Genomic DNA, 13,554 nt, shown 5'->3' with positions numbered 1-13,554 from the left:
ACCGGGCGCCGCGCGGCCGGGGGCTGCGGCACGCGGGCCGACGGGCCGCGATAATCGGGCGCCATGAACGATCGTTGGAAACCCAGTGTCACGGTGGCGGCCATCGTGGCGCGCGAGCGAGACGGCCGCATCGAATTCCTGCTGGTGGAAGAGCACACGGCCGAGGGCTTGAAGCTGAACAACCCGGCCGGGCATCTCGACCCGGGTGAATCTCCGGTGCAAGGCGTGGTGCGCGAGGCGCTGGAGGAAACCGGCTGTGTGTTCGCGCCCGAGGCGCTGCTGGGCGTGTATTTGTCGCGTTTCCATCGACCGGCCACGGGCGAGGACGTGACGTATGTGCGTTTTGCCTTTTGCGGCACGGTCAGCGAGCCACAGCCGGGCTGGGTGCTCGACGAGGGCATCGTGCGCACGCTGTGGCTGACGCCCGATGAAATCCGCGCCAGTCGCGATCGGCACCGCAGCCCGTTGGTGCTGCGCTGCATGGAAGATCATCTGGCCGGCAGGCGCTATCCGCTGGATCTGCTCACGGTGGACCCCACCGTCTACGAGCCTGAGATCAAGGGGGCGCGGCCATGACACGCAAGCAGCGCGTGGTGGTGGGGTTGTCCGGCGGCGTCGATTCGGCCGTCAGCGCCTGGCTGCTCAAGCAGCAGGGGCATGAAGTGGTCGGCATCTTCATGAAGAACTGGGAAGATGACGACGACAGCGAATATTGCTCCTCCAACGTCGATTTCGTCGATGCGGCCTCGGTGGCCGATGTGATCGGCATCGAGATCGAGCATGTGAACTTCGCGGCGCAGTACAAGGACCGGGTGTTTGCCGAATTCCTGCGTGAGTATCAGGCCGGGCGCACGCCCAACCCCGATGTGCTGTGCAACGCCGAGATCAAATTCAAGGCCTTCCTCGACCATGCGATGCGGCTGGGTGCCGACAAAATCGCCACCGGCCACTATGCCCGTGTGCGCGAGCGCGACGGGCGCTTCGAGCTGCTCAAAGGGCTGGATCCGGCCAAGGACCAAAGCTACTTTTTGCATCGGCTGAACCAGGCGCAACTGAGCAAGACCCTGTTTCCGGTGGGCGAGCTGCGCAAGACCGAGGTGCGCCGCATCGCAGCCGACATCGGCTTGCCCAATGCGAAGAAGAAAGACTCCACCGGCATTTGCTTCATTGGCGAGCGGCCGTTTCGCGAGTTCCTCAACCGCTATCTGGCCAACACGCCAGGGCCCATTCGCGACGACCGCGGCCGCGTGCTGGGCGAACACGTGGGGCTGAGCTTCTACACCTTGGGGCAGCGCAAGGGGTTGGGCATCGGTGGCGTCAAGGACCAGGGCGCCGCACGCGGCGGCGGTGATCATGCGCCGTGGTTCGTCGCGCGCAAGGACATGGCCACCAACACGCTGTACGTGGTGCAAGGCCACGACCACCCGTGGTTGCTGTCGCATCGCTTGACGGCCAGCGACCTCAGCTGGACCGCAGGCGTCGCCCCTGCGCCGGGGACGTACACGGCCAAGACACGCTATCGCCAAAGCGATGCGGCCTGCTGCTTGGCCGAGGTGTCGGCCAGCGGCTTTGCGTTGCACTTTCCGCAGGCTCAGTGGGCGGTCACCCCGGGGCAGTCGGCCGTGCTGTATGACGGCGAGGTCTGCCTGGGCGGTGGGGTGATCGACACGGTGGACGGCTGAGGCGGGCGTCTAGGCCCGAGCGAGCCATCGGGCGGGGCCTGGCGGATTCGTCCGGGTCGGCCGTGCCCGGCCGCGGGGATCGGCTCGGGCTGCCGCGGCTTCGGCCTGCGTCGGATCGTTGTGCGTCGGGAAGTCCGCCAGCGGGCCCAGCAGGGCCGCATCGCGCTTGAACCGCGGCCGGCTTTGCACCTGAGCCCGCAGCGACTCGGCCAAGGCCATCGACGAATCGATGTGCACACGCTCGTGGCCGTGTGAAGCATCGAGCCCGAAACACACCCGCGCCGTGCGGAGGTCGTTGCCGGCTTGCCGTGCCGCGGCGGCATCGCTACGGGAGTCGCGGAACACATCGCGGCCGTGCTCGATGCGGTGTTGGCCGCACAGCGCCAGCAAGTGGCGCGTGAGGTGCCAGTCGAACGGGCCGGCCGAGTCTTGCATGCAAATGGTCTCGCCGTATTCGCAAGTGTTCTGGCCTTGGGCAACGGTGCCGTTGTCCACGGAGATCAGCTCGGCCACGTCTCCGAGCAACACATCCACGTTCGTCCAGGACAGCGGCTGCCCCGTCGATCTCATGGTTGAAGGTGTGGCTCGAGGCCTTGCACGGCAGGATGGTGCCCCGACACATGAGGCCATCGTCTCCGTAGAGCGTGACGCGCGCACCCTCGGCAAAGCGGGAGGACCCATCCCCCATGGGCACCAGTTCGAGTCGGCCATTGGGCTTGAGTTGCTTGACCATCGCCCCCTGGGTATCGAGGTGCGCGACGATGGCCCGATCGGGGCTGTGTTGCACGCCTTCGATGTCGGCGTGTCAGGCCATAGGGAATGTCCAAGTGTTCGAGTTCCCGGCACACTTTGACCACGATGTCATCGGTCATGCTCGTCGGGCTGGGGGTCCGCAGCAAGCGCTCCAGTGTGTGCTGCAGATGGTCGCGATCGATGTGTGCGATCGATGTGTGCGATCGTTCTGTGCGTCAAGAGCTGTCCTTCGTCTGCGGCAACGGCGTGGCACGGGTTTGCGGAAACAGCAGGTCGATGAAGCGTTCGGCCGTGGGCTGGGGTTCGTGGTTGGCCAGGCCCGGGCGTTCATTGGCTTCGATGATGGCGTACTGCGGGCCGTCGAGTCGCGGCACGATGAGGTCCAGTCCCACCACCGGGATGTCCAAGGCGCGCGCAGCGCGTTGGGCCACCTCGCGCAAGGTCGGGTGGAGTCGTTCGGTCACGTCCTGAAGGGTGCCGCCGGTGTGCAGATTGGCGGTCTTGCGCACGGGCAGCACCAGACCGAGCGGCAACACCGTCTCCAGGGTGTAGCCAGCGGCGCGCACGCAGCGTTCTGTCTCGGCATCCAGCGGAATGCGGCTTTCTCCGGCAGTGGCGGCTTCGCGCCGACGGCTTTGCTTGACGATGAGATCCCGCACCGTCGTCTGTCCATCGCCGGTGATTTCGGCGGGGCGTCGTGTGGCAGCGGCCACCACGTGGTCGTCGATCACCACGATGCGCAAGTCCAGGCCTTGCACCAGCTCCTCCAGGATCACCTCATCGCAGTGAGCGCGTGCGCTGTCGATTGCACGCTGCACCTCCTGCAGCGTGCGCAAGTACACGCTCACCCCACGGCCTTGCTCGCCGCGGGCGGGTTTGACGACCACACGGCCATGCCGCCTGACGAAGTCGGCCACCTGGGCCTCGTCGCGCACCGTGGTTTGTGCAGGCAGGCGCAGCCCGGCAGCGCTGAGCACTTTGTGTGTGACGCGCTTGTCGTCGCAGCGGCTCATGGCCACGGCCGAGGTGAGGTCTGACAGCGATTCGCGGCAGTTCACCGTGCGGCCTCCATGCGTGAGGCGAAAGAATCCATGCTCGGCGTCTTGCAGTTCCACGCCGATGCCGCGGCGCCGCGCTTCGTCGATGAGGATGCGCGCGTAGATGTTGACCTTGGCGCAGTCGTCGGGTCCGGTGAAGAGCTTCTCGTTGATCGGGTTTTTGTGCTTGATGCAATACACCGGCACACGCTCGAAGCCCAGCTTCTCGTACAGCGCGATGGCGTGGTGGTTGTCGTGCATCACTGACAGATCCATGTAGCGCCGGCCCTGGCATCGGTAGTGGTGGGCCAAGGCGCGCACCAGCGCCTCGCCCACGCCCGGGCGAATGGCCTGTGGGTCCACGGTCAGCGACCACAGGCTCGCGCCCTGCTCCGGGCACCCGCAAGCGCGCACGTGGTCCACACCGGTGACGCTGCCGACCACCTGGTCGCTGGCCTGGTCGTGCACCACCAGCACGATGACTGCCGGATCGCGCGCAGCGCCGTCGGCCAGGTAGCCCGGCCGCAGCGGCACCATGCGGCAGGCACGGTAGATGCGATTCAGAGCCGCCTCGTCCTCGGCACGGGCGGCGCGCAGCGCATAGCCTGCCTCGATCGGCGGCTCCAAGCGGTGGCGTTTGAGGTCGAGTCGGTAGGTGTGCGAGGGGTCGAGAAAGAGGTGCTGCGGCGCCACCGCGACGGCCACATGCGGGTCGCGGATATACAGCGCCACATCTCGCTGACCGGGCGCTTCGCAGCGCAGCTCATCGGCCAAGGCTTGGGGGCTGTCGAACGTCTGGCCCAGTAGCAAGCGGCCCCAGCCGCAGTCCACCCAGGCGTGGGGTTTCATGGCGCCGAGGTCCACATGCGGCGGAGGATCGCCCCAATGCTTGAGGCTGGCCATCCGAGCCGGGTCCAGCGGATCGAGGGCAGCGATCATGGCAAGATCTCCTGAGAGTTTCATAGGCCGCGCGCTTGCAGCCACAGCTCTAGCAAGGCCACCTGCCACAGCTTGGAGCCGCGCAGTGGCGTGAGGTGTTCGCCCGGCTGGGCCAACCAAGGGGCCAGCGCCTGCGGACGAAAGAGGCCGCGCTCGCGGGCGCTGCGGCTGTTCAAGGCATCGCGGACCAGGTCCAGCACCGGGCCATCCAGGTATTTGAGCGCCGGCACCGGGAAGTAGCCCTTGGGTCGGTCCACCACTTCGCGCGGCAGCAGGCGCCGTGCGATGGCTTTGAGCACGCCCTTGCCGCCATCCTTGAGCTTGTCCTGGGCGGGCAGGCGCCCAGCCAGTTCCACCAGTTCGTGGTCCAGGAAAGGCACGCGGGCCTCCAGGCTCCAGGCCATGGTCATGTTGTCCACGCGCTTGAGCGGGTCGTCCGCCAACATCACGGTGCTGTCCACATGCAAGGCTTTGTCCAAGGCGGTGGCCGCATCAGCCGTGGCGAAATGCCGCTCGACGAAGGCGCGGCTGACGTCATCGGTATGCCATCTGGGCTGCACGGTGGCCAACAGAGCTTCGTGGTCACGGTCGAAAAAGACAGCCGCATAGTCGGCGACAGCTTGAGTGCTGTGCGCCAGCTTGGGATACCAGTGGTAACCGGCGAACACCTCGTCGGCGCCTTGGCCGCTTTGCACCACTTTCAGATGTCGCGAGACCTCGCGCGAGAGCAGGTAGAAGGCCACGTTGTCGTAACTGACCATGGGTTCGCTCATCGCGGCGATGGTGTCGGGTAGCACCTGCAGCAGGTCCGGCGTGGGGATGCGGATTTGGTAGTGATTCGTCTCGAATCGCCGAGCCACGAGGTCGGAGTAGCGGAACTCGTCGCCTGCCTCACCACCGGCGTCGGCAAACCCGATCGAGAAGGTCTGCAGCTCGCGTTGCCCCATCTGCGCCAGCAGCGCCACGATGAGGCTGGAATCGACGCCGCCGGACAGCAGCACGCCTACAGGCACGTCGGCCACCATGCGCCGGCGCACCGCGGTGCGCAGCGCTTCTTCGACCATGGCTTCGCGCTCCACGTCCTTCAGTGAGGCCAACGCTGGGTCCTCGCGCACGGACAGCGACCAGTAGCGATGCTCGCGGCCGGTGCCGTCGCGCTCGAAGGTGGCCACCGTGGCCGCCGGCAGTTTCTTGATGCCCTGCACGATGGTGTGCGGGGCTGGCACCACGGCATGCCAACTCAGGTAATGGTGCAGTGCGATGGGGTCGATCGCGGTGTCGATGTCACCAGCGGCCAGCAAGGCGGGCAAGGTCGAGGCAAAGCGAAGCCGCTTCGGCGTGGAGGCGAAGTACAGCGGCTTGATGCCGAAGCGGTCGCGCGCCAGCGTGAGTCGGCCGCGGTCACGCTCCCACACCGCAAAAGCGAACATCCCGTGAAAGCGCTTGACGCACTCCCATCCCCACGCATGGAAGCTCTTGAGCACCACTTCCGTGTCTCCATCGGAGAAGAAGCGGTAGTCGAGCGCCTCCAGCTCGCGGCGCAGAGCGCGGTAGTTGTAGATGCAGCCGTTGAAGACCAAACTGAGTCCCAGCGCGGCATCGGTCATGGGCTGTTGAGCGTGCTCCGACAGGTCGATGACGCGCAGTCGGCGATGGGCCAAAGCCACCGGGCCTTGTTGAAAGAGGCCGGCGCCGTCGGGGCCTCGGGGCCGAAGAACCTCGCCCATGCGGGCGACCGTGCCGGGGTCGGCGGTGGAGGGGCTGAAGTGCACCTCGCCTGCAAAACCACACATCGGTGTGCTGCCTCCATGGAAGTGGAAGAGCCAACCGACTGTGCCCCAAGACCGGCCTCAGATCAAATCAAGGGAGGATAACTGCACGGCGAGGTGCGACATCTTGCGTGGCACTTGCGCCATCTCGATTTGCGGCTCTCCCGCAGGGCGCGGGGCGATGCGGGCGCCGCCCGGGGGGGTGCCAGGGGTCAAGTCGGAGGCGTGCCGGCCGATAAGCCAGACAGCAGGGGGCTACAGTGCATGGGGCCAGAGGATGTCGATGAGTCGTCGTGGTGGGTGTCGAGTGCTGGCATGCATTCTGGGGGTGGCGTTGGGTGGCGGGATCGTGGCCCCGGCGGTCGCAGAGGCACCGCCCAGCCGTCCGGCGGCCGTTGCGCTGCGGATTTGGGTGTTGACCGAAGCCCATGAGCTCTTGCAGATCGATGCGGACCGCCCGCAACAGGTGCTGCAGCGGGTGCGGCTGCACGGTGTGGCCGAGGGAGAGTCGATCGTGGGCATGGACTACCGGGTGGCCCGTGGCCAGCTCTATGCCTTGAGCGACCAGGGACGCTTGTACACGCTGGACCCCACCCAAGGCCGGTTGCAGCCTGTGGGCACGGCCGACGGGCGCCCACGCCTGGACGGACGAGCCGTCGGCTTCGATTTCAATCCAGTGGCCGACCGCATCCGCATCGTCACCGATCGTGGTCAGAACCTGCGGATGCATCCAGACACCGGCGCGCTGGTGGATGCCGATGCCGCGGTCGAAGGGATCCAGCCCGACGGTGTGCTGCGCTATGCCGAGGGCGACCCCAACGCTGGCCGCCCGCCGCGCATCGAGGCCGCTGCCTATACCTACAACAAGCGCGACGACAAGCTCACCACCAACTATGCGATCGATGCCGGCCTGGGCCTGCTGGTGCGCCAGGGCTCGTTGGAGGGCGCGCAGCCGGTGGTGTCGCCCAACACGGGCTGGCTGTTCACCGTGGGCTCGTTGGGCTTGCCCACGCCTTTGCGCGACGTGTCATTCGACATCGCGGATCTCGACAACACGGCCTGGGCGGCGATGAGATGGTCCGGCCAGCCCGCGGCCAAGCTCGTGCGTATCGATTTGGACCGTGGCGAGGCCCGCATCGTGGGCGTGATCGGCACGGGTGAGCCGGTGCGTGCGCTGGCCATCGAGCCGTAAAGGGTGGTGGCACCATGCGAGCCTTGCGCGCCGTACTGGCCGTGGTCATGCTGGGCAGTGCCAGCAGCGCCGCCGTCAGCGGCGAGCTGCGGATCCATGTGGTCGATCCACAGGGCCAGGACCTCGACGAGGCGGCCGTGGCGCTGCTGCCGCAAGGGCCGGCGCCACCTCGGCCCGCGGGCGCCGAGGCGGTGATCGTGCAGCGCGATCGGCAGTTCGTGCCGCGCGTGACCGTGGTGCAAACCGGCACGCCGGTGCAATTTCCGAACCATGACACCGTGCGCCACCACGTGTACTCGTTTTCACCGATCAAGACATTCGAGATCAAGCTCTACGTGGGCACTCCGGCGCATCCGGTGGTGTTCGACCAACCCGGCACGGCGGTCTTGGGCTGCAACATTCACGATCAGATGGTGGCCTGGGTGCACGTGGTCGACACCCCGTGGTTTGCCGTGACCCACCGAGGGCAGGCCCGCGTGGGGCCGGTGCCTCCTGGAGCGTACCAACTCCAGGTGTGGCATCCGCGATGGCCGTCTGGGCGCGCGCCCTATCGTCAGCCAGTGCGCATCGATGAGCGCGGGACGCAGCTGCGTGTGCAGTTGGAGCTTGCGCCATGAACCTGCCGCGCGCGTGGCGTGAGGCGGCGCGATGGTTGTCGCGCCGATTGGGTCGGCGCATCGTGGCGTTGTTCCTTGCGTTGCTGCTGGCCGTGCAGGCCCTCAGCTTCGTGGCCACGCGCGAGAGCGTGGCCCGCAATGCCCGCGCGCAGATCGGACGAGAGCTGCAGTTGGGCGAGCGCGTTTTTCACCGCTTGCTCGAGCAACGGGCTCACCAACTCGGCGACGGGGCGATGCTGCTGGCCTCGGACTATGGTTTTCGCTCGGCCGTGGCCACCAAGGATGCGGCCACCATCGCTTCGGTGCTGCTCAATCATGGCCAGCGCATCGGGGCATCGATCGCCTTGCTGTTGGATGCCGACTTTGCGCTGCGCGCGACCGCCCATCCTCGAGCCGAGGCCTTGATGCCGGTGGTGCGTCGGCTGGCCGAGCAAAGCGGCGCTGCCGCGGCAGGGCCGGTCGGTGAGATCGCGGCCTTCGACGGGCAGGTCTATCAGTTGGTGATGGTGCCGGTGCGGGCGCCCTTGCTGATCGGCTGGGTCGTGATGGGCTTCGACATGGCGCAAACGCTCGTGCAGGAGCTGCGCGAGATCACCGCCTTGCATGCCAGCTTGCTGGTGCGCGGCGACGACGGGGCCCGGTGGCGCATCGCGGCCTCGACGCTGCGCTCGGACCAGGCCGACGCCTTGGGTGGGCTGGACTGGACGGGGGGATCACGGGCGTGGCGCGAGCGCCTGCTGATCGCCGGCGAAGACTTCAGCGCCCGCAGCTTGGTCCTCGATGCGCACGCCGACCATCGCCTGCGCGCGGTGTTGATGCGTTCGGTGGACGAGGCGGTGGCGCCTTACCGCCAGCTTCAGCTCGTGCTGGCGATGATCACCGGCTTGGGGGTGGTCGTCTTCGCCGCCGGCAGCGTGTTGACGGCGCGGCGCATCACCACCCCGGTGCGCGCGTTGGCGCAAGCCGCCGAGCGGCTCGGTCGCGGAGACTATGGGTCCCCGATCGCCATCGAGGCGGCCGACGAAATCGGCGACCTGGCTCAAGCCTTGGAGCACATGCGCCAGAGCGTGGATGCCCAGCAGCGCGAGATCACCCGTCTGGCCTATTGGGATGGACTCACCGGCTTGCCCAACCGAGCGCAGTTTCGGGTCTCGGCTTCGGCGGCCTTGGCCGAGGCGCAGCGTCCGGTGGTGCTGCGGCCGGGCGATCGTCGCGACGGTGCCTCTACCCATGTCTCGGTGCTGATGCTCGACATGGACCGCTTCAAGCATGTCAACGATGTATTGGGCTATGACATCGGAGACGACATGCTCAAGCAAGTGGCACGGCGCCTGGCCCAGGTGTGCATGCGTCAAGGCGATCTCGTGGCGCGCTTGGGGGGCGACGAGTTTGCGGTGCTGCTGCCGGGGGCCGACACCCTGGGGGCCCTGCGGGTGGCCGAGCGCGTGGCCGCGGCTTTGGAGGCGCCGTTGGTGCTGCAAGACCAAACCATCGACTTGCGCGCCAGCATCGGCGTGGCCACCAGTCCGGATCACGGGCAAGACGCCGACACTTTGCTCAACCGCGCGGAAGTGGCCATGTACGCTGCCAAGCGTCGCGGCGCGGGCGCCCTGAGCTACGACCCCGCATTGGACAGCGGCAGTGCCCGCACGCTGTCGCTGCTGGGCGCGCTGCGCCGCGCCATCGACCAAGGCGAGCTGCGTCTGGCGCTGCAACCGAAGGTGTCGCTGCGCACGGCGGCCATCGAAGGGGCCGAAGCGCTGGTGCGCTGGCAGCATCCACAGCGAGGCTGGGTGCCGCCGATGGAGTTCATCCCCTTTGCCGAGCAAACCGGCTTCATCCGATCCCTGACGGCGTGGATACTCGACGAATGCCTGCGCACTTGGAGCGTGCTGCAGGCCCAGGGCCTGGCCGTGCCGTTGTCGGTCAACCTGTCCACGCGCGACCTCATGGACCTGGATCTGCCGCAAAAATTTGCCAGCGCCTTGCAGCGCCACGGCGTGCCGGCCGAAGCACTGTGCCTGGAAATCACGGAAAGCGCCATCATGGACGACCCGGCGCGTGCCCAGCTGACCTTGCAGCATTTGCACGAGATGGGTGTGCGTCTGGCCATCGATGACTTCGGCACCGGCTATTCCTCGCTGGCCTACCTCAAACGCTTGCCGGTGGATGAGCTGAAGATCGACAAATCCTTCGTGATGCAGATGGATCGCGACAGCGACGACGCCAAAATCGTCCGCTCCACCGTCGATTTGGCGCACAACCTGGGCTTGTCGGTCGTGGCCGAAGGCGTGGAGACGCCCTCGCACTGGCGCGTGCTGCGGGGTCTGGGTTGCGACTACGCGCAGGGCTATCTCATTGCGAGGCCCTTGAGCGTCGCGCAATTCGCGACTTGGGCGAGCCAGTGGCGCGGGCACGACGCCCGCGTGTTGCTCGATGCGCCACCCACCGTGGTGTGAGCCACGGCCGCGCGGCGCGATCCATCAGCGGCGCCGCAGCGCCGGCATCAAGCGCTCGTGTTCGGGCAGCGCGGCCTGAGCATCCATTTCCAAGGCCACTTGGTTGCACACCGCGCGGCACAAGGCCGCGGCGCGTTCGCTCACCACGCGATAGAACACCTGCGTGCCCTCGCGCCGACGCCCCAGAATGCCGGCACGGTACAGCACCGCCAAATGCTGAGACAAATTGGGTTGCGTCGTGTCGATTTCGCGCAGCAGTTCCGAGACGTTCTTCTCCTGGTGACACAGCGCGCTGATCAAGCGCAGCCGCACCGGCGTGGACAGCAGTGCAAACAGCTCGGCGGCGGAATCGAACACTTCGTCGGCTTCGGCAATGGCAGTCACGGCAACACCCGGTCAACACACGCAATCAATGATAACGCCGCGCTTGCAAGTAGTGGTTTATGCAGATCAAACGATATTGAGCCGCAGCGCCATCGTCGGCTGCTCCAGGCCGACAGAGGTTTCAAGTGCCCAAGGCGGCCCATCCCGGGTTGCCTTGCATGCCAATGAGTCGAGGCTGGTTGGGGCGGCGCAAGCGCACTTGCCGATGGGTCTTGAACCAAGTCTCCAGCACCTCCCACACCATGGGCCCCCCGGCTGCGGCGGCCGCCTCCGACACCGGGGCCCAGCCGGCCACTCGGTAGATTTTGTCCGCCTGCAAGGGCTGACCGTCCAGGCGCAGATCCTGGATGCGCCGGCCCATCGGCGCACTGGGCTCACAGGCATAGCTCAGCCCGCCCACGCGGACCATGTCGCCGCCTTGCTGATAGTACGGGTCGGGGTTGAACAAGTTGTCGCACACGTCTTCCAGCACGGTCTTGATCGTCTGGCCGCTCATCTCGGTGACCGTGACATAGGAATACGTGGTGGCCACTTGGTCCATCATGCGTTCACGGGTGATGGTCTGGCCGGGCAGCAGGGTCGATCCCCATCGAAACCCAGGCGAAAAAGCGATGGGGGCGTCACACACTTCCATCAAGGCATCGCAGATGAGCTGGTCCCATGTGCCGTTGAAATTGCCCCGTCGATACAGCAAGCCTTCGGTGACGGCCAAGGGCTCGTTCAGGCGAGCCTCGTGGGGGGCGCGCAAGTCTTCGATCAGTGCGGCCATGGCCGCATCGGGCTGGAGTTGGTTGGCAAACACCGGCAGCAGACGGTAGCGGAAATCGGCCACCCGGCCGCTGCGCACCTGCAAATCCAGCACACCGAGGAACTTGCCGTGACTGCCGGCGTTGGTCACGATCGTTTTGCCGCCAGCGTTGTCCACCAGCACCGGTACCGGCAGGCCATCGTGCGTGTGCCCGCCCAAGATGGCGTCGATGCCGCGCACCCGCGAGGCCAGCTTCAAGTCCACGTCCATGCCGTTGTGCGACAGCAGCACCACCACCTGCGCACCGGCCGCACGGACCTGGTCCACCAGCTGTTGCAAAGCTTCTTCCTGGATGCCGAAGGTCCACTCCGGCACGAAGTAGCGCGGGTTGGCGATCGGCGTGTAAGGGAACGCCTGACCGATGATGGCGCAGGGCACGCCGTTGATCTCACGCAAGGTCCAGCCCTTGAACACCGGGTCGCCGAAGTCGGCCGTCTTCACGTTGTGCGCCAGGAACTCGATGCGCCCGGCCAGCGTCTTGTCCACCAGCTCTTGCACCCGGGCTTGGCCATACGTGAATTCCCAATGACCGGTCATCACGTCCACGCCCAGCTGCAAGCAGGCTTGCACCATGTCCTGTCCGCGCGTCCACAACGCCAAGGCCGAGCCTTGCCAGGTGTCGCCCCCATCGAGCAACAAGGCGCCAGGGCGGCTGGCTTTGAGCTGTCGCACCAGCGTGGCCAGATGCGCAAACCCGCCCACCTTGCCATAGCGGCGCGCCGCCGTGTCGAAGTCCAAAAACGTGAACGCATGCGCGGCCGCGCTGCCCGGGCGCAGGCCCGCATACCGCAGCAAATGCTCGCCCACCAGGTGCGGGGGGCGCGCGGCCATCGGCCCCACGCCCAGGTTGACGCTGGGCTCACGAAAATACAAGGGCAATAGCTGCGCGTGGCAGTCCGTCAGGTGCAGGAAGCTCACGTTGCCGAAAGGCGGCACATCGTACAGCCCGGCTTGGGCCGAGGCGGTGTCGGCCTGCGCATGACGCGCCAGCGGCAGGCCTGCGGCGGCTGCCGCGGCCAGCACACCGAGAAACTCGCGCTTGGACAGCGACATGGGTCTGCGCTGGTGGGGCGGCTCAGGTCACGGCCACCGAGTCGGTGCGCGTGTCGCCGCGGTTGTCTACCCAGGTCAAGGTGATGCGGTCGCCAGCTTTGGCGTCCTTGACGACGAACTGCAAGTACGGATTCTTGGAAATGGCCGGGCCCCAATGGGCCGTCATCACCACCTTGTCATTGTGCTTGGCAACCACTTCCTGGATGTGCCAAGCCGGCACGATCTTGCCGCTGGCGTCTTTGCGTTGACCGGTTTCCATTTCATGGGACATCAGCACGCGCACGGTGGCTTTGTCGCCGGCCAATTGGGCGCGGATGCGCATCGGTTCTGCCATGGTCTTGCTCCAGAGGGTTCTAGTTGCCGTGGGGGGCGGCTCAGCCGCCACAGCCGCCCAAGGTCACTTTGATTTCCTTGCGTGCGAACAGCACACGACCGTCGTTCATCACCGCCACGGCGTAAACGTCGGACGATTGGCCCATCTTGACGCCGGTGGACAAAGACGGCTCCATCGATTCGGTCAAATCGAACATGGCGGCCAGCAAGTTGGGGTTCTTTTCGATCAACAACATGAGGCGTTTGACCCCGGGCAGCGCCACGGCCGCGCCCAAGGGCACGGCACCGCCGTTTTCGGCGATGTCCGGCCCCGTGACGGTGACGGCCTTGCTTTCGGTCGGCGTCGACAGCCCCAAGGTTTTGGTCAGATCGGCCATCGAGCGCGCCTCGAAGGCGGCCTTGGGATACCCGGACTGGGCGGCAGCCCACGTCGGCCACACACCGGCGGCGGCCATCAGCGAAGCCACAGTGGCACTGCGTTGCAGCATGAGTCGGCGGTTGAGCATGTCGAACTCCTCAAAAACGTGG

General features: G+C 66.5%; 12 protein-coding genes and 1 pseudogene. 5 read left to right on the top strand and 8 right to left on the bottom strand.

Annotated elements, in window-relative coordinates; translation table 11 throughout:
• Window positions 1–63: 63 nt before the first annotated feature.
• Window positions 64–576 (top strand): NUDIX hydrolase, encoded by a 513-nt coding sequence (locus tag F615_RS0107055; RefSeq protein WP_019560474.1) that lies wholly within the window; start codon window positions 64–66, stop codon window positions 574–576.
• Window positions 573–1,682: a tRNA 2-thiouridine(34) synthase MnmA gene (gene mnmA / locus F615_RS0107050; protein WP_019560473.1), complete on the top strand. Its 1,110-nt coding sequence runs from the start codon at window positions 573–575 to the stop codon at window positions 1,680–1,682. The genes F615_RS0107055 and mnmA overlap by 4 nt, the downstream gene beginning before the upstream one ends.
• Before the next feature lie 9 nt (window positions 1,683–1,691).
• On the opposite strand, the gene F615_RS20270 is transcribed toward mnmA, so the two are convergent.
• The 4 genes and pseudogenes from F615_RS20270 to F615_RS0107035 all read right to left on the bottom strand — a co-directional run bounded on the left by F615_RS20270 (window position 1,692) and on the right by F615_RS0107035 (window position 6,204).
• On the bottom strand, window positions 1,692–2,252 hold the full coding sequence (locus F615_RS20270) for a zinc-binding metallopeptidase family protein (protein WP_245558341.1): 561 nt from the start codon (window positions 2,250–2,252) through the stop codon (window positions 1,692–1,694).
• Window positions 2,253–2,307: 55 nt separating this feature from the next.
• A pseudogene (locus F615_RS20725) lies at window positions 2,308–2,469 on the bottom strand (osmoprotectant NAGGN system M42 family peptidase); the annotation flags it as partial.
• A gap of 181 nt (window positions 2,470–2,650) precedes the next feature.
• Window positions 2,651–4,411 (bottom strand): N-acetylglutaminylglutamine synthetase, encoded by a 1,761-nt coding sequence (gene ngg, locus F615_RS0107040; RefSeq protein ID WP_019560471.1) that lies wholly within the window; start codon window positions 4,409–4,411, stop codon window positions 2,651–2,653.
• A 20-nt stretch (window positions 4,412–4,431) separates the two neighbouring features.
• The gene (locus F615_RS0107035; RefSeq protein ID WP_019560470.1) at window positions 4,432–6,204 is read right to left on the bottom strand and encodes an N-acetylglutaminylglutamine amidotransferase; all 1,773 of its coding nucleotides are present in this window, start codon (window positions 6,202–6,204) and stop codon (window positions 4,432–4,434) included.
• A gap of 259 nt (window positions 6,205–6,463) precedes the next feature.
• Here F615_RS0107035 and F615_RS0107030 point away from each other — a divergent pair, with 259 nt between their 5' ends.
• The 3 genes from F615_RS0107030 to F615_RS0107020 are packed head-to-tail and all read left to right on the top strand — an operon-like array spanning window position 6,464 to window position 10,448.
• On the top strand, window positions 6,464–7,372 hold the full coding sequence (locus F615_RS0107030) for a DUF4394 domain-containing protein (RefSeq protein ID WP_083932417.1): 909 nt from the start codon (window positions 6,464–6,466) through the stop codon (window positions 7,370–7,372).
• 14 nt (window positions 7,373–7,386) lie between these two features.
• Window positions 7,387–7,989 carry a methylamine utilization protein gene (locus F615_RS0107025; protein WP_019560468.1) on the top strand — a complete coding sequence of 201 codons (603 nt, stop codon included), beginning with the start codon at window positions 7,387–7,389 and terminating at the stop codon, window positions 7,987–7,989.
• A complete protein-coding gene (locus F615_RS0107020; protein ID WP_019560467.1) occupies window positions 7,986–10,448 on the top strand; it encodes a putative bifunctional diguanylate cyclase/phosphodiesterase in 2,463 nt (820 codons plus the stop codon). The genes F615_RS0107025 and F615_RS0107020 overlap by 4 nt, the downstream gene beginning before the upstream one ends.
• 24 nt (window positions 10,449–10,472) lie before the next feature.
• Here the strand turns inward: F615_RS0107020 and F615_RS0107015 are convergent, their stop codons facing one another.
• The 4 genes from F615_RS0107015 to soxY form a co-directional block, all read right to left on the bottom strand.
• Complete coding sequence (locus F615_RS0107015) at window positions 10,473–10,832, bottom strand: ArsR/SmtB family transcription factor (protein ID WP_019560466.1); 360 nt, start codon at window positions 10,830–10,832, stop codon at window positions 10,473–10,475.
• Window positions 10,833–10,953: 121 nt separating this feature from the next.
• Window positions 10,954–12,693, bottom strand: a complete 1,740-nt coding sequence (soxB, locus tag F615_RS0107010; protein ID WP_019560465.1) for a thiosulfohydrolase SoxB — start codon at window positions 12,691–12,693, stop codon at window positions 10,954–10,956.
• 22 nt (window positions 12,694–12,715) lie between these two features.
• Window positions 12,716–13,027: a thiosulfate oxidation carrier complex protein SoxZ gene (soxZ, locus tag F615_RS0107005; protein WP_019560464.1), complete on the bottom strand. Its 312-nt coding sequence runs from the start codon at window positions 13,025–13,027 to the stop codon at window positions 12,716–12,718.
• 40 nt (window positions 13,028–13,067) lie between these two features.
• Complete coding sequence (gene soxY, locus F615_RS0107000; RefSeq protein WP_026330105.1) at window positions 13,068–13,532, bottom strand: thiosulfate oxidation carrier protein SoxY; 465 nt, start codon at window positions 13,530–13,532, stop codon at window positions 13,068–13,070.
• Window positions 13,533–13,554 lie beyond the last annotated feature (22 nt).

It is taken from the genome of Caldimonas manganoxidans ATCC BAA-369, from assembly GCF_000381125.1.
GTDB classification, from domain to species: Bacteria; Pseudomonadota; Gammaproteobacteria; order Burkholderiales; family Burkholderiaceae_C; genus Caldimonas; species Caldimonas manganoxidans.
The sequence above is the reverse complement of the archived record's forward strand: the minus strand, read 5'-3'. Positions and strand labels throughout refer to the sequence as shown.